This is a genomic window from Ruegeria sp. BG11 (genome assembly GCF_056538565.1).
On sequence record NZ_JBQFTH010000014.1, the window covers coordinates 90,335 to 106,253 of the forward strand.

At 56.0% G+C, this 15,919-nt stretch carries 17 protein-coding genes; 14 read left to right on the plus strand and 3 right to left on the minus strand.

Features of this window, described 5'->3' with window-relative positions:
- Nucleotides 1-70 precede the first annotated feature (70 nt).
- From ACR0JF_RS20040 to ACR0JF_RS20060, 5 genes are all read left to right on the plus strand, one after another.
- Nucleotides 71-1,261: an L-dopachrome tautomerase-related protein gene (locus tag ACR0JF_RS20040; protein ID WP_170661324.1), complete on the plus strand. Its 1,191-nt coding sequence runs from the start codon at nt 71-73 to the stop codon at nt 1,259-1,261.
- 62 nt (nt 1,262-1,323) lie between these two features.
- Nucleotides 1,324-2,241 (plus strand): sugar kinase, encoded by a 918-nt coding sequence (locus ACR0JF_RS20045; RefSeq protein WP_170661323.1) that lies wholly within the window; start codon nt 1,324-1,326, stop codon nt 2,239-2,241.
- A gap of 3 nt (nt 2,242-2,244) precedes the next feature.
- Nucleotides 2,245-2,949, plus strand: coding sequence for an SDR family oxidoreductase (locus tag ACR0JF_RS20050; protein WP_170661322.1), 705 nt, complete (start codon nt 2,245-2,247; stop codon nt 2,947-2,949).
- A gap of 12 nt (nt 2,950-2,961) precedes the next feature.
- Nucleotides 2,962-3,489 (plus strand): 2,4'-dihydroxyacetophenone dioxygenase family protein, encoded by a 528-nt coding sequence (locus tag ACR0JF_RS20055; protein ID WP_170661321.1) that lies wholly within the window; start codon nt 2,962-2,964, stop codon nt 3,487-3,489.
- The gene (locus ACR0JF_RS20060) at nt 3,467-3,868 is read left to right on the plus strand and encodes a methylglyoxal synthase (protein WP_170661320.1); all 402 of its coding nucleotides are present in this window, start codon (nt 3,467-3,469) and stop codon (nt 3,866-3,868) included. Before ACR0JF_RS20055 ends, ACR0JF_RS20060 begins: the two co-directional genes overlap by 23 nt.
- Before the next feature lie 190 nt (nt 3,869-4,058).
- On the opposite strand, the gene ACR0JF_RS20065 is transcribed toward ACR0JF_RS20060, so the two are convergent.
- On the minus strand, nt 4,059-5,006 hold the full coding sequence (locus ACR0JF_RS20065) for a LysR family transcriptional regulator (protein WP_170661319.1): 948 nt from the start codon (nt 5,004-5,006) through the stop codon (nt 4,059-4,061).
- A gap of 147 nt (nt 5,007-5,153) precedes the next feature.
- Between ACR0JF_RS20065 and ACR0JF_RS20070 the strand changes: the two genes are divergently transcribed.
- Nucleotides 5,154-5,984, plus strand: a complete 831-nt coding sequence (locus tag ACR0JF_RS20070; protein ID WP_480669739.1) for an SDR family oxidoreductase — start codon at nt 5,154-5,156, stop codon at nt 5,982-5,984.
- A gap of 489 nt (nt 5,985-6,473) precedes the next feature.
- On the opposite strand, the gene ACR0JF_RS20075 is transcribed toward ACR0JF_RS20070, so the two are convergent.
- Nucleotides 6,474-6,692: a hypothetical protein gene (locus ACR0JF_RS20075; RefSeq protein WP_152456637.1), complete on the minus strand. Its 219-nt coding sequence runs from the start codon at nt 6,690-6,692 to the stop codon at nt 6,474-6,476.
- A gap of 211 nt (nt 6,693-6,903) precedes the next feature.
- Between ACR0JF_RS20075 and ACR0JF_RS20080 the strand changes: the two genes are divergently transcribed.
- Genes ACR0JF_RS20080 through ACR0JF_RS20090 form a run of 3 tightly spaced genes read left to right on the plus strand, consistent with a single transcriptional unit; the run spans nt 6,904 to nt 9,047 of the window.
- On the plus strand, nt 6,904-7,404 hold the full coding sequence (locus ACR0JF_RS20080) for a Dps family protein (RefSeq protein WP_170661317.1): 501 nt from the start codon (nt 6,904-6,906) through the stop codon (nt 7,402-7,404).
- Between the two features lie 51 nt (nt 7,405-7,455).
- Nucleotides 7,456-7,740, plus strand: coding sequence for a sll1863 family stress response protein (locus ACR0JF_RS20085; RefSeq protein WP_170661316.1), 285 nt, complete (start codon nt 7,456-7,458; stop codon nt 7,738-7,740).
- 44 nt (nt 7,741-7,784) lie between these two features.
- The gene (locus ACR0JF_RS20090; RefSeq protein ID WP_170661315.1) at nt 7,785-9,047 is read left to right on the plus strand and encodes a DUF2254 family protein; all 1,263 of its coding nucleotides are present in this window, start codon (nt 7,785-7,787) and stop codon (nt 9,045-9,047) included.
- A 502-nt stretch (nt 9,048-9,549) separates the two neighbouring features.
- Here the strand turns inward: ACR0JF_RS20090 and ACR0JF_RS20095 are convergent.
- Entirely contained in the window at nt 9,550-10,152 is a 603-nt protein-coding gene (locus ACR0JF_RS20095) for an XRE family transcriptional regulator (protein WP_170661314.1), read from the minus strand.
- A gap of 147 nt (nt 10,153-10,299) precedes the next feature.
- Here ACR0JF_RS20095 and glyA point away from each other — a divergent pair, with 147 nt between their 5' ends.
- The 5 genes from glyA to ACR0JF_RS20120 all read left to right on the plus strand — a co-directional run bounded on the left by glyA (nt 10,300) and on the right by ACR0JF_RS20120 (nt 15,805).
- Nucleotides 10,300-11,553, plus strand: coding sequence for a serine hydroxymethyltransferase (glyA, locus tag ACR0JF_RS20100; protein WP_170661313.1), 1,254 nt, complete (start codon nt 10,300-10,302; stop codon nt 11,551-11,553).
- 11 nt (nt 11,554-11,564) lie between these two features.
- Nucleotides 11,565-12,947, plus strand: coding sequence for a dihydrolipoyl dehydrogenase (lpdA, locus tag ACR0JF_RS20105; RefSeq protein ID WP_170661312.1), 1,383 nt, complete (start codon nt 11,565-11,567; stop codon nt 12,945-12,947).
- Between the two features lie 14 nt (nt 12,948-12,961).
- A complete protein-coding gene (lipA, locus tag ACR0JF_RS20110; protein WP_170661311.1) occupies nt 12,962-13,906 on the plus strand; it encodes a lipoyl synthase in 945 nt (314 codons plus the stop codon).
- 24 nt (nt 13,907-13,930) lie between these two features.
- On the plus strand, nt 13,931-15,304 hold the full coding sequence (locus ACR0JF_RS20115; RefSeq protein ID WP_170661310.1) for an alanine/glycine:cation symporter family protein: 1,374 nt from the start codon (nt 13,931-13,933) through the stop codon (nt 15,302-15,304).
- Nucleotides 15,305-15,382: 78 nt separating this feature from the next.
- The gene (locus tag ACR0JF_RS20120) at nt 15,383-15,805 is read left to right on the plus strand and encodes a universal stress protein (RefSeq protein ID WP_170637793.1); all 423 of its coding nucleotides are present in this window, start codon (nt 15,383-15,385) and stop codon (nt 15,803-15,805) included.
- Nucleotides 15,806-15,919 lie beyond the last annotated feature (114 nt).

Below are 15,919 nucleotides of genomic sequence, written 5' to 3' on the forward strand. Positions count from 1 at the left end.
ACTAACAAAACGTCCCGCAGGTTGCTCGCAACAACCTGCGGGACACCAGACCTCAGCAAGGGAGTAATACATGCTGAAACGAATGCTCAACACGGTGGCCCTTACCGCCGTCCTGGTTACCCCGGCGCTCGCGAGCGGGCTCGAGGTGGTCGCGGAATGGAACACTCTGCCCTATGCCGTCAAGGATGAGGCGACAAAATCCGCTTGGGAAGGGAGCGAGATCTACGGCAAAGCACTGGTTCAAGGCGCCAAGGTCGACAGCCAGGGCAACATCTATGTGTCCACCGCGCGTTGGGGTGGGGCCGAGATCCCCTCAACCGTCTCCAAGCTGGTAAAGAACGGTGACACTTGGGAACTCGAGGCGTTTCCGTCTGAAGAAATGAACAGCATGTCGAACCCCGATGGTCTAAAGGCCGTGCTGGGTTTTGAGATCGACCGCAATGACGTGATGTGGATTCTCGATCAAGGCCACGTGGCAGGCCCTCCGTTCAAGGATGGCGACGCGAAGCTGGTTCTGTGGGATCTGAAAGAGAACAAGGAAATTCAGCGTTATGTTTTCACCGCGGAAGAGGCGGATCGCCAGTGCTCTTTCCTGAACGATCTGGCTGTCGATAACGACACCGGCTTTGCCTATATCGCCGACAGCGGCATATTCTGTGACCCGCTGCATGGTGGCTTGATTGTTTATGACAGTAAAACCAATTCGGTGCGCCGCATTCTGGACCAGCACCGGTTCACCAATGATGAGCCGAATTTCTTTTTCAACATTGACGACCGTCCGGTACTGAAGAATGGCGGTATGCGCACCGGTGCCGACGGTATCGCGTTGTCAGGCGACAAGGAAACGCTCTACTGGACCAACCTGACGGGCAATCACCTGTATAGCCTGCCGACCGAAATCCTGCGGGACTTCGAGACCAATGAGACAGTCATCGAAAACGCGGTTGAGGTTGCTGCGGTGCTGCCTTCCAACACCGACGGGATGACGGCGGACAACGAAGGCAACATCTACATGACCGCGCTGTCGCTGGACGGGATCATGAAGTTCGATGAATCCACCCGTCAGGTCAGCCGTTTCGTCCACCACCCGGAAATGAACTGGCCGGACACGCTGGCCTGGGGTCCGGATGGCGAGATGTATGTGGTCTCGAATCACCTGCATATCTGGGTCGATGGTGACATGAACTTTGAAGACCCCAAAATCCCAAACTTCCGTATCTGGAAGATTCCGGGTGTCGGCCAAAGCTATACGACCGAATAACCCTCCCAAACTCCTTGGTCAGCCCACCGGGGCTGACCCTTTTTTGCAAAGATGAGATGACCATGAACCCCGATATTTTGTGCCTTGGCGAACCGATGCTGGAGTTCAACCAGCAGCCTGACGGGAACTACCTGCCAGGACATGGCGGTGACACTTCGAACTGCGCTATCGCGGCTGCGCGGCAGGGTGCGTCCGTCGGCTATGTGACGCATATCGGCGCGGATACGTTCGGCAATTCTTTCATGGACCTGTGGAAGGCCGAGGGGATCGACACCTCGACTGTGCGTCACGTCGCGGATGCTCATACCGGGGTCTATTTTGTGACGCATGGCGCGAACGGGCATGAGTTCAGTTATTTCCGCGAAGGCTCGGCCAGTAGCCGGATGGAGCCAGATGATCTGCCAATGGCGGCGTTGAAATCGGCGAAGATCCTGCACGTTTCGGGGATCAGTCAGGCGATTTCGGATGTTGCCGCCGACACCGTGTTTCGGGCCATTCAGATTGTAAAGGACGGCGGAGGCCTCGTGTCCTACGACACCAATCTGCGCCTGAAGCTCTGGCCGATCGAACGCGCCCGTGCTGTGACGCACGCCGCAATGTCAAAATGCGATATTGCCCTTCCTGGTTTGGATGATGCCGAGCAACTGACTGGCCTGTCCGATCCCGATGACATCGCAGATTTTTATCTGAACCTCGGGGCAAAAATTGTCGCCCTGACGTTGGGGGCCGAAGGGACCCTGGTTGCGACACCAGACAAGCGTGAACGTGTCAAAGGCCGTCGCGTCGAAGCGGTGGATGCCACGGCCGCAGGCGACACATTTGACGGTGCCTTCCTGTCTCGTATTGTTGCGGGCGATGATCCGTTTCAGGCCGCACGATATGCCAACGCCGCTGCTGCGCTTTCGACTCAAGGGTATGGAGCGGTTGCCCCGATGCCTCGCAGAGATGCGGTCGAGGCGTTTCTCGCGGAAGGAGATTGATCCATGAAATACGCCGTTGTAATTGGCGGCACCCGCGGCATAGGCGCTGGTATCGCAGGGGAACTTCGCCGCAAGGGATGGCGCATCACCGCGACCGGTGTCCGAGCTGAAGAGGTTGCGGAACATGCTGCGCAGCACCCTGACGACGTCTGTGCGCAGTTGGATGTGCGGGATACTCAGGCCGTAACCGCGTTCTTCGGTGGGATTGAAAAACTCGACGGGCTGGTCAATTGCGCAGGTATTCTGGCACGTGGCGCGGAGTATGAGATCGACGTTTTTGAGACAGTGATCGATATCAACCTGACCGGTACCATGCGCTGCTGTCTGGCCGCGCAACCCTTGTTGGCCGCGTCAGGCGGGGCCATCGTGAACACGGCGTCGATGCTCAGTTACTTTGGTGGGCCACTTGTTCCTGCTTATTCTGCCAGCAAGGGCGGGGTGGCGCAGTTGACCAAGGCCTTGGCTGGAAAATGGGCTGAGGATGGCGTGCGCGTCAATGCAGTTGCACCCGGATGGATCGAAACCGAAATGACCGAGGCTCTGCGCGCCGATCCGGCTCGCAACCAGCCCATTCTGGGTCGGACGCCGCTGGACCGTTGGGGCAAACCATCCGAGGTTGGCGCGCTGGCCGCGTGGCTGCTGTCGGATGAGGCTGCTTTTGTGACCGGCGCTGTCTATCCTGTGGACGGCGGCTATTCTGCAATGTGAGGAGGGCAACTGATGCCAGTACAAGGAAACGACGACGATCCCAGGATGCCTTATCAGCTGCCCTTCCCCAAGGATGCGCAGGACGAGATCGTCATCCCTGAAGCCGTCGCCAAAGACGAGAGGGTCTGGGTGCCGCAAACTGAAAACGTCTCGTTCCGACCGCTCTGCTTGAACCGGTCCCAGGGGTACTGGATGAACCTGCTACGGGTGCGGAAATCCGGAGTTCTGTCGAGGCATCGGCATCCGCAGCCAGTTCATGGTTTTGTTCTGAAAGGCCGCTGGCATTATCTGGAACATAACTGGGTCGCGGAGGAAGGCGGCTATGTATTCGAACCGCCGGGCGAAACCCACACTCTGATCGTACCCGATGATGTCGACGAAATGATCACCTATTTCCAGGTCAACGGCGTGATGCTGTATGTTGACCCATGGGGCAAAACCATGGGGTATGAGGACGTCTTCACTAAAATCGACATGTGCCGTAAACATTATGAGGATGTTGGTTTAGGGGCGGACTATGTCGAGCAATTCATCAGGTAGACCGCTCAAACTGGCCCTGGTTGCCCATGACGCCAAGAAAGACCTGATGGTCGAATGGACCCAGTCCCATGCTGACATTCTAAGTCAGGCGGAATTGTTCGCCACCGGAACCACCGGTGGCCGCCTCAGGGCCGCCTTGCCTGAGCTTAATGTCACCGCGCTGCATAGCGGGCCACTAGGCGGGGACCAGCAACTTGGGGCAATGATCTGCGAAGGCCGGCTGGACGGTTTGTTCTTTTTTATCGACCCAATGTCGCCGATGCCGCACGACGTGGATGTCAAAGCTCTGAGCCGTCTAGCGATCGTTTATGATCTACCCTTCGCAAGCAGCCCAAGCACAGCGGATTACGTTCTGAAAGGGCTGACCGGACCAAAGTAGCTTTAAGGCTTTGGATGATGCTACGTTCAGTCGGACCCGCAAGGTCAGGGTGTATTGATATTCGTTGCGCTGCAGGATTCACGGCTTGGAATTCAGAGCGGTGGCATTAGCAGTTTTTTTGACTGAACGACAAGCAGATGGCGTAGCGTCCCTCTTTTTCTCCAGCGCTAGCGCGGCAAACTACAGTCATCTATTGGCTATGAACCCTGACCCCAGGAAACGCGTTTCCCAGATCGAGTTCCGTCGAACGGCTCATTTCAGTGAATGAGTCTACAACGAAGCGCCCCAAGGGTTCATGTGCTGTCTTCTGGGTCCAAACCATTTCGCTTTCCCATTTCGGCAAATCCAATGGCGTTGGAAAGACGTCACACCCAGCGCGCCGCGCAACCGGAGTCAACGACGTTGGCACAGTTGCAATCAAGTCGGATTGAGCGACGATATCGGGTAGCAGAGCAAATTGGGCGCAGGTCAAAACCACTTGCCGAGCTTTTCCAAGCTTCTTTAGTGCCTTATCTACAAAACCGATTTTGTCATTGTTCAGTGTCATCAATGCATGACGAGCCTCTAGGAACGACTCAAGTGTCAAACCATCTCGGGTCAAAGGGTGATCGCGGCGGGCGATACATACAAAACTGTCCGGCATAATCGTCCGTCGATGAAACCGCGCAGGAAGCTGACCAAATGTACCAATGGCCAACGTCACTGTTTCGGCATCCAATTGATCAATCAGATCCGTTTTGTTCATCGGTACGAAGATCAGGCTAAGATTTGGTGCGTGTTCTGCAAAGTATGTGACCATCGCAGGCGCCAAACGAAGAATTGCTAAATCCGAAGCTGCAACGGTGATTTGGCCTTGGGCGTGTTTGGGATCAAACTCGGTTTGCTCCAGCATTTCGGAAACGATCGTCAGCGCGCCTTGCACTTTTGGCGCCAATTCTTCCGCGCGGCTGGTAGGTACCATTCCGCCCGGCCCCCTTTGAAAGAGTGGATCTTCGAACCTGGCGCGAAGCCGGTTCAGCGCGTTACTCATGGAGGGTTGGGCAAGGCCTATAGACGCCCCAGCGCGGCCGACATGTCGTTCTCGGTACATCGCGTCGAAGGCTTTGAGGAGGTTGAGGTCGATAGATTTAATATTCATTTTGTGAATTTATCGCATTCTATTTATCCATTTCAACAACTTCGTTCTGCGCACTAGATATCCGACCAGAAACAACAAACGCTCAGATTGCGACGGGTTGAAAGCTCCAAGGGGCACGATGGTTGCCTGGAGCACCTAACACCGGAGTTGGGCCTGGAAGAGTGTTCCTCAACCAGCCGAACCAACCCACAGCTGCGATCCGGTGCAAATGCAACTGAAGGGAAAAGGAGTGGAACTGTGACAAACGTTTTTGAAGCCGCGCTAAAAGGCAAACATGTCGTCATCGTTGGCGGCGGTAGCGGTATGGGCAAGGCAACAGCTGAACTTGCAGCCAGTTTGGGCGCCAAGGTTACAATCTCAAGCCGCAACGAAGAGAAACTGTCGGCCGTTGCGTCTGAAATCGGAGGCGACATTTCAGTCGCTTCCGTTGACACCACTGACGAAGCAGCTGTCAAAGCCTGGGCTGCCAGCCTTGCCAAGGTCGATCATCTCGTCATCTCGGCATCCAGTGCCGCGCACGGCGCGTTTGCTGAACTGCCGACTGACGACCTGCGCGGCATGATTGAGGCTAAATTCATTGGCCCCTACGTGACCACTCGCGAGGTTCTGCCGTATCTGGCCGACTGTGCATCAATCACGCTGTTTTCCGGTGTGCTTAGCCGCCGCCCATCTGCCGGCGCTACCGGTCTGGGTGCGGTGAACGCGGCGGTTGAGGCTTTGACCATGGGGCTCGCGCAAGAACTGGCGGGTAAGGCCCGTGTCAACTGCATCAGCCCCGGGATGGTTGCCACCGAAACCTATGCAGACATGCCAGAAGAAGCCCGCGAAGGTATGTATGCGCAAGTTGGTGGATCGCTCCCTGTTGGCCGCGTCGGCAGAGCCAGCGAAATCGCTCAAGCTGTCATCATGGCAATGACCAACGATTTCCTGACAGGTTCTGTGCTGGATATTGATGGCGGGCATCTGATCAAGGCCTGACAATATTTGCGGGGGTGCTAGCTGCCCCCTCTTCCTGTTCGGCTCTTGCGTAGCTCCACATGTCAAGTTCCCTTATTTCGATGCAATTGACTTGCGCGAGCCGGTGATCTCTAACAAAAACCCCGCCACCATGGACGATGTTGCCGATCAGCTTGAGGCTGATGACAATTCGTCCGGCGCACCCGGTGAACGCGGCACTTTTTGATACCTTCGAGGCTTGGATTGGATCTGAAACAGCCCCCCATGTTCAGTTGGCCGATCTACCCGAGCCGGCCTTTGACAAAACAGGTCGCACGCGCAATTCGGTATGGCGGGGCGTCATCACTCATCTGAAAAAAAGATGCGGATGTGAACGCGGCCAACGCTCAGATGTTGGAGCGCCTCATACCTTTTCACCGATGAATTGATGCTGACGTAGAGGATCGTGTGATCGCTTATGCCATGTTGGTTCTCCACCGGCGTAACTAGAATTCTCTGTGGGTTTTCCTGTCACTCATCCACAACACGAAACTCCCCGGAAGGCGCGTCAGTAGGTGGCTCTTCGAACTCGTTGGAAATCAGACCGCGGCGGATGAGTTCTCGAATGGCGGCCGCTCTGGACGGCAATCTGTTTTCGAACCGCCAATCATCAATGGCTTTAAGCTCCTCGAGGTCGAGCATCAGTTGCAGTTTTTCCGTGCGCTTTGGTGGTCGATTTTGATCGGACACTGGCATGACCTCAGTAGCTTACGTCAGTTACTCCAAGCATGTATGGCATTGGGCCTGCGTGTCTACAGCAATGTTGGCATGTTGGGCTGGATACCCAGGATCATGAAGCGCCGCATGATGCGTTGGATACATATAGTAAGTATATGATTTTGTTTGAAAAATGTCTTTTTGCTCTTAGGTTCTACTCCACAAGCAACGAAACGGAGTGAAAATGATACAGCAAGTTTTGAAGTCTGAAGTTCAGGAAGAAACCAACGACACAGGCATCGACAAGAACGCCTGGATCGCAAATGCGGTGACGGAAGTACTGGCCGATACCATGGTTCTGATGGTGAAAACGCAAGGCACACATTGGAACGTCGTGGGCCCACTCTTCCTGCCGATCCATGAACTGACAGAGCGTCAGTATCGCGACCTGTTTGAAGCTGCGGATGATTTGGCCGAGCGTGTGCGCGCTCTGGGTCAGGTGGCCCCGATCTCGTTCACGGACATGGTTAGCCAAGCCAAGTTGACTGAAGAAGAAACAGTCAAAAACGCAGAGGGTATGATCAACCAGTTGGTTGCGGACCACGAAGCGATTGCCCGGAACCTGCGTGAGACTGCCGCGACCGCTGCCCGTTATGGCGATGGGGCTACAGAGGATTTGATGAACGCTAGGATGGCGAAGCATGAGGAAGCGGTCTGGATGCTCAAGGCAATTGTTGCGGCCTAATTGGCAGCTCCCATTGATATGAACCAAAGTTTGAGACGAAAGGAAAATTTGATGACACGCGTTGGGTACGAGAAAAAGGCGCAGCTGCAACTGGAAAGCTGGAATGCTCAAATTGATGTTCTCGAAGCCAAGCTGAAACTGGCCGAAGCGGACGCCAAACTCGAGCTCGAGGAGCAGCTCAGTAAGCTCTACAAGGCAAGGTCTGACGCAGAGGCTCAACTGAATGACTTGAAGTCGACCAGCGACGAGGCCTGGGAAGACGTCAAAGAGGGCTACGAGACTGCATGGGGCGATATGCGGAGTGCTTTGAAAGAAGCGGCCGACCGGTTCGCGTAAAGCTGGGTTCGTGAACAAAGCTCGTGTCGTGAATGGGGACCGGAATGCAAACACCTAGAGAATTAGTGAGGTACTTTCGCGGGTTCCTAACCATCCCTGCCGCCATTAGTCTTTCAGGGCTTTTGGTGGCTGGGATTGTCTTCAAAACGGAGCAAGCGCTCGTGAGTTGGGGTTGGTCCGCTTCCGATTGGCTGAGCGTTTCTAATCGTACTGCGAGCGATGTACTAAGCGCAATCTCAGCAGCATCCATGTCCGCGTTGGTCATGGTCTATTCCATTGTTTTGCTGGTCTACACCTTGGCAGCTGGATCTATTGGGCCCAGGCTCTTGCAGCGCTTTGGCGAAGACAGGGTAAATCAGGTTGCAGTGGGCTCACTTGGAGCGACGTTTTTGTACAGCTTGATGATCTTGTGGCTGATACGCGATGACACATCCGTCAATTCGGCCGTTGCGATTGGAATAGTCTATTCAATCATTTCAGTTCTTTTGCTGCTGCTCTTCGTTCATACAGTATCGACGCGCGTAACCATTGATCAGGAGGCGGCGCGGATTTCTGAAGCCTTGGATCGCCAAGTGAGCACCGCAATCGAAAACAGTGCAGATATTCCATCTTCAGAGGCAGTCCCTGAGGAGGGAGACAAGCGCCAAGTCTCGGCTTCGGGCACTGGATATGTGAACTCGATCAATACCGAAGGTCTGGTGGGTGCCGCCAAGGAAGCAGGAGCCGTCGTCGCTTTTGATGTGCAGCCAGGCGACTTCATAGTTCCAACGGACACTTTGGCCAACGTTTATTATGATAGTGAAGAGAGCCTCAATGATTTGGTGCAAGCAGCAGCTCCGTTGATCCCCGCACGAGATCCTAGTGGAGATATCCGCTTTTCTGTCCATCTTCTCGTTGAAATTGCACTTCGGGCGTTGTCACCGGGTGTAAATGACACGTTTACCGCAATAGTCTGCATCGACCGACTGTCGGCGTCTCTGGCTCGAGCGTGGTCGTCCAAGCTCTGTACGGGCGTGTATCGGGATGACGACGGAGCTGTGCGAGTGGTTTACCCATCAATCACGGCAGAGTCTTTGTTTAGCGACTCAATGCCGGCACTGAGACGCGCAGCCAGAGGCAATGGGCTCGTAACGGCCGCCCTTATTCGAGCTTTGGTGCGCATCGCGGAGGCAGCTCCAGAAGAAGATTTGCGAGCTGTTGTAGATGAACTATCTGCGGTCAGAGATGAGACCCGAGAAAGCGATATGCTAAAGCGCGATATTGATAAGTTTTGCGGCCAAGTGGAAACCGCAATTGAACGATTTTAGGTAGCTGTCCTGAACTCAAGTCAAAGTATCTCAGCCCCACGAAGACAGGTCACTGAGGTGACAGTTATCCGTCCGAACAAAGCTTGGACCATAAAACGTGAACTTGTCACACGTCAGCGGGATAGTTCCAGGGCATCAGGCTGGCGATGTTTGCCTGTTTGTGACCGCTTGCAATAGCGATCAGCGTTCGGGCGAGCTAGGCGGGGCGGTCTACGCCATTGAGTTTGCAGGTTTCGTTCATTGAGGCGAGGAATGCCCAGTATTGAACTCCGGTCTCGTGTCTAGCGAACAACGCGTTTGTCCTGATCAGGGCTATTAAACGGATTGTCCATTTGACGCTGTTGAAATCCAGTTTAACTCAACCATCCTGGAGGAAGACGATCAGTCCGTCCAAGTGTTTGGGAGTTTGGCTCAGAGCCCCACCGACGGGAAACTTGGCGGAGACGCGGGCGCGTTGTTTATGCAGCGGGGGCATACCAGTACAACCGACTGTGCCTTGAGACTACTCTAGCGAAACCCACAAGACTCTTGCGTCTTCTTTGCTGGTTGAAATGCAGCCGTGACCCATGCCGCTGTCGTAGTACAGGGAATCCCCGGCCTTCATGTTCAACGGGCGATAGTGTTCGGAAATAAAAGTTAACTCGCCGCTGATCACATACATAAATTCTTCACCCGAATGTCTGATCCAGTTTTCGAATTCAGACACATCACGGGCTTTGATCGTCGCGATATACGGCAGCATTCGCTTGCTGGTAAGTTCAGGGCAGAGCAACTCGTGCAGATATGTCGGTGTGTCCTTCATCTCGCCCTGGCCTTTTGGAGTGTAGTCGCGGCGGCCCGAAATACCACTTTGGCCTGATTGCAGGAACAGCTGCGGGGTGCTCATTTCCAGCGCTTGGGTCAGCCTGCGAACAATATCGAAACTGGGTCGCGTCTGGTTGTTTTCGATCTTGGAAAGTGTCGAGCGACCGATTCCCGCTGCCCGTCCGGCTTCCTCCAACGTCCACCCTTTTGCGCGGCGCGCATCCCGGATTGAACGCCCCAAAGCAGCGCCTTCGTCCTGTTCTTCCGGCCCGACGGCGTCGTTCAGGCTGTCATCGACCATAGAAATCTCCCTGATTTTCCGCAGGTTACCGATTTCCCCATCCTTGCACAACTTCACAAGTACGAGATATATGTTGCCTTGAGTATCCAATTTCCACTATAGGAAACAAAATTTCATATTTGGGATTCGAGTATGGAGGAGGGAACCATGTTTACACAAACGCTCAAAGATGCAGATCCAGTTATTGCTGCTTCGATTGCACGTGAAGGCAAGCGCCAAGCAGAACAGATCGAGCTTATCGCGTCCGAGAATATCGTCTCACAGGCTGTGATCGACGCGCAGGGTTCTGTGCTCACGAACAAGTACGCTGAGGGCTATCCCGGTCGCCGCTACTACGGCGGTTGCGAATATGTGGATGAGGTTGAGGTTGAAGCGATCGAACGATTGAAGACGTTGTTCGGCTGTGAGTTCGCCAACGTTCAGCCACACTCTGGCGCGCAGGCAAACGGAGCGGTGAAGCTTGCGCTGCTCAGCCCCGGTGACACGATCCTTGGCATGTCGCTTGATGCCGGTGGTCACCTGACGCACGGTGCCAAGCCTGCGCAGTCGGGAAAGTGGTTTCACCCGGTTCAGTACGGCCTGACGAACGAGGGGCTGATCGACTATGACCAAGTCGAAGCGCTGGCCAAGGCTGAAAACCCAAAGCTGATTATCGCTGGCGCTTCGGCCTATTCGCAAAAGATCGATTTCGCTCGGTTCCGCGCGATCGCGGATGAGGTCGGTGCCTGGCTGCTGGCCGATATGGCGCATATCGCGGGTCTGGTAGCGACCGGGCTGCACCCCTCGCCAATTGGTCACGCGCATGTGGTCACCTCGACGACCCACAAGACTCTGCGCGGTCCGCGCGGCGGGATCATTCTGACGAATGACGAGGCGTTGGCGAAAAAGATCAACTCTGCTGTGTTCCCCGGGCTTCAGGGCGGCCCCTTGATGCATGTGATCGCGGGTAAGGCCGTCGCATTTGGCGAGGCGTTGAAGCCAGAGTTCATGGATTACATGCAGCGTGTCGTCGACAGCGCCACTGCTTTGGCAAACGTCATGATGGCGCGTGGTTGTGATATCGTTTCGGGCGGCACAGAAAACCACCTTATGCTGGTTGATTTGCGGCCGCTTGGCGTTACCGGCAAAGATGCAGAAGCCGCGCTCGAACGCGCCGGGTTCACTTGCAACAAGAACAGCGTGCCGGGTGATCCAGAAAAGCCGACGATCACGAGCGGTATCCGGCTGGGAACGGCCGCTGGATGTAGCCGCGGGTTTGGGCCTGATGAGTTCACTCAGATCGGCCACTTGATCGGCAATGTGCTCGATGCGCTGCGTGAGTCCGCTGAAGGCGATGCAACCATCGAAGCCGAGACCCGCGCAAAAGTCCGCGCTCTCTGCGCCAACTATCCAATCTACTGAAAGAACACCCAATGAGCATTTACGATCTCATCGTCATCGGGGGCGGCCCCGGCGGTTATGTTGCTGCGATCCGCGCGGCTCAACTGGGTATGAAAGTGGCTTGCGTGGAAGGGCGCGGGGCGCTGGGCGGAACCTGTCTGAATGTGGGGTGCATCCCCTCCAAAGCGTTGCTGACCTCCTCGGCTAAATATGCCGAGCTTGCACATCTCTCCTCCCATGGCATTGCGGTTGAGGGGGCCAGCATCGACGTGCCGTCAATGATGGGGCGCAAGGACAAGATCGTTGGCGATCTTACCAAGGGCATCGGTTTTCTATTCAAGAAGAACGGCGTTGAGCTGATCGAAGGCTGGGCCCGTATCCCGGCGGACGGGCAGGTGCAGGTTGGCGACGATATCTATGAGGCCAAAAATATTCTGATCGCCACGGGGTCTGAGCCGACGCCGCTGAACGGTATCGAGATCGATGAGCAGGATGTTCTCAGCTCAACCGGTGCCTTGGCGCTGGACACGGTGCCTGATCATCTGGTTGTCGTCGGGGCAGGGGTTATAGGGCTAGAGTTGGGTCAGGTTTGGGCGCGTCTTGGGGCCAAGGTCACAGTGGTTGAGTATCTGGACCGTGTTCTGCCCGGTATTGACGGCGAGGTTGCGAAACTGGCGCAGCGCGCGCTCAGCAAACGTGGCCTGAAGTTCCAGTTGGGACGAGCACTGAAGGCCATTGAAAAGTCTGAAACCGGATTAACGCTTACTCTGGACCGGGTCCGCAAAGACAAGGAAGAGGTGATCGAGGCTGACAAGGTTCTGATCGCCGTCGGACGCCGACCCGTCACGCGCGGGTTGGGGCTGGAAGAACTGGGGATAGCCCTTGACCCGCGCGGCTTTGTTCAAGTTGACAACAGCTTCCGCACGTCGGTTCCCGGCATCTATGCGATCGGGGACTGCGTCCCCGGACCGATGCTGGCCCATAAGGCCGAAGAAGACGGCGTTGCCTGCGTTGAAATGTTGGCGGGGCTGGGCGGCCATGTCGACTACAACACCGTGCCGGGTGTCGTTTACACCGACCCTGAGGTCGCCTCGGTCGGTGTGACTGAAGAGGCACTGAAAGAAGCCGGTGCAGAATACGTGGTCGGCAAATTCGCGTTCATGGCCAACTCGCGCGCGCGGTCGACCGGAGAAACCGACGGCGCGGTCAAGGTTTTGGCTGACCCGAACGGCGAAATTTTGGGCGCGCATATTTGCGGTGCGCACGGCGGTGATCTGATCGCGGAACTCGTTCTGGCGATGACCAAAGGTGCCACCGTCGCCGAGGTCGCCTCCACCTGTCATGCACATCCGGCTATGGGCGAGGCGGTCAAAGAAGCCTGCCTCGACGCTCTGGGCCGCGCGATCCACGCGTAAGAAGGAGCCGCCAGATGACCATCCAGCTTCGCCCCCGCCACCCCGAAAAGGCCAAGAAGGCAGACAGTGTCATTCCCCGCAAGCCCAAGTGGATTCGCAAGAAAAAGGGTGACAGCACCGAGTATTATGAAACCCGTCGCTTGATGCGAGAGCATAACCTGGCGACGGTTTGCGAAGAGGCCGCCTGTCCGAATATCGGCGAGTGCTGGTCCAAACGCCACGCCACCATGATGATCATGGGCGAGGTTTGCACGCGTGGCTGTTCCTTCTGCAACGTCGCCACCGGTCGGCCGGACGCATTGGATGTGTTCGAACCGGGCCGTGTCGCGGCGGCCGTCAAGAAGCTGGGGCTTCGTCATGTGGTGATCACTTCGGTCGATCGTGATGATTTGGAAGACGGCGGTGCCGAACACATAGCGCAGACTATCCGAGCAGTGCGCCACCAAAACCCTGAAACCACCGTCGAAGTTTTAACTCCGGACTTCTTGGGAAAGGGGACTTCTGCAGATCTGGTATTTGAAGCAGCGCCGGACGTTTTCAACCACAATCTGGAAACTGTGCCGCATCTTTACCCAGCGGTTCGTCCCGGCGCGCGGTACTATACGTCTTTGCGTCTGTTGGACGATGCCAAACGCGCAAACCCTGAGATTTTCACCAAATCCGGCCTGATGGTCGGCCTTGGCGAAAGCCTCAGTGACGTCCGCCAAGAAATGGATGACCTGCGCGCCGCAAATGTCGATTTCCTGACAGTCGGGCAATACCTGCAACCGACACCGAAACATCACCCGATCGATCGGTTCTGGTCACCGGAAGAGTTCGTCCAGCTGGAGCAGATCGCGCGCTCCAAGGGCTTTCTGCACGTGTCAGCCACTCCGCTGACCCGTTCGTCATTCCACGCGGACGAAGACTTTGCCGCCCTCAAGCAAGCTCGCCAACGAGCGATTGCTGCCGGGGCATAACCAGACGCACTAGGGAGGAATACCATGGAAGCGTTAAATTCAATCGTAGGGGCCATCAATGGCGTCGTATGGGGGCCGCTGATGCTGGTTCTCATCCTTGGCGTCGGCTTCTTCCTGCAGGTCGGGCTGAAATTTATGCCGATTCTGCGCATTGGCACGGGCTTCAGCCTGTTGTTCAAAGGCCGGGAAGGTCAGGGCGAAGGGCAGATCAGCCCATTCAACGCGCTGATGACCTCGCTGTCGGCAACCATCGGTACAGGTAACATCGCTGGTGTGGCCACTGCTGTCTTCCTGGGCGGTCCAGGCGCCTTGTTCTGGATGTGGATGACCGCCCTGGTGGGCATGGCCACCAAATATGCCGAAGCTGTCTGCGCGGTGAAATATCGCGAAAAAGACGAGCTGGGGAACTATGTTGGCGGCCCGATGTACTACATCAAGAACGGTCTCGGCGCGAAATGGGCTTGGCTGGGTGTAGCATTCGCCCTGTTCGGCGCGATCGCCGCCTTCGGCATCGGCAATGGTGTACAGGCCAACGGTGTGGCACAGGTTCTTGAAGCGAACTTCGGCTTGAACACCTCGGTCACCGGCGTTGTTCTGATGGTTCTGACCGCAGCTGTAATCCTGGGCGGTATCACTCGCATCGGTGCGGTTGCCGGTAAACTGGTTCCGTTCATGGCTGTTGCTTACATCATCGCAGGCCTGCTGGTTCTGCTGATCAACATCGGCAATATCGGACAGGCGCTGTCGCTCGTCTTCACCTACGCGTTCACTCCGTCCGCCGCAGAAGGTGGTTTCGCGGGCGCTGCAGTTTGGGCCGCCATCCGCTTTGGTGTGGCACGTGGTGTGTTCTCGAACGAAGCCGGTCTGGGTTCGGCTCCGATCGCACACGCCGCAGCCGAGACCAAAGGTCCGGTTAACCAAGGCCTGATCGCGATGCTGGGTACGTTCATCGACACCATTATCGTCTGTTCGATTACCGGTCTGGCAATCATCGCCTCGGGTGCCTGGACATCGGGTGAATCCGGTGCGGCTCTGACCAGCCATGCGTTCGAACTGTCCCTACCCGGTATCGGTGGCTATCTGATCGCCATCGCTCTGTCGATCTTCGCCTTCACCACTATCCTTGGCTGGTCCTTCTATGGTGAGAAATGCGTTGAGTTCCTGCTGGGTGTGAAATCCCTGATGCCCTACCGCGTCTTGTGGATCGTCATGATCTACTTCGGCGCAACTGCAGATCTGGGCTTTATCTGGCTGCTGGCAGACACGTTGAACGCCATGATGGCTATCCCGAACCTGATCGCCCTGGCCCTGTTGAGCCCGATCGTCTTCAAACTGACGAAAGAGTTCTTCGCCTCGGGCGGCCAGTCCGAAGAGCCGGAGGCAAAACCTGCCGAATAAGTTCGGCCCGACCAAAACGGGGGGCCAATCTGGCCCCCCGCCTTTGAAACAGAATTCCATATCTCGAGGAGAGACGTGATGGCCACGAAAATCCTGCTGCCCATTGATCATACCGACGACCGTTCCTGGAAACTGGCCCTGCCGGTCGCATTGGAACAGGCGAAATTCTACGGTGCCGAACTGCACGCAGTTGCCGTCATCCCTGAGATTATCCAACTTCCGAACCTGCCCGCGAACTATGGCGCCGGAGCAAAGGATCACGTCCGCAACGCCGTTCAGGCCATTCTGGACCACGGCGATGCCTCCGATGTGGCGATCCATATCGAAGAAGGCAGCGTTTACCGTGAAATCCTGAAACTCGCCTACAAAGAGGGTTTTGATCTGATTGTCATGGCCTCCACCAAGGGCGATTTCCCGAACTATGAGATTGGCCCGAACTTAGCCCGAGTGGTTCGGAATGCGCACTGCACTGTGACGGTCGTTCGCGACCAATCCCGCTGATTGAAAGGTTAGAATAATGACTTCACCGAATCGCACTCCACTTTACTCTCTTCATGTTGAGTTGGGTGGAAAGATGGTTGATTTTGCGGGCTGGGAGATGCCTGTTCAGTATCC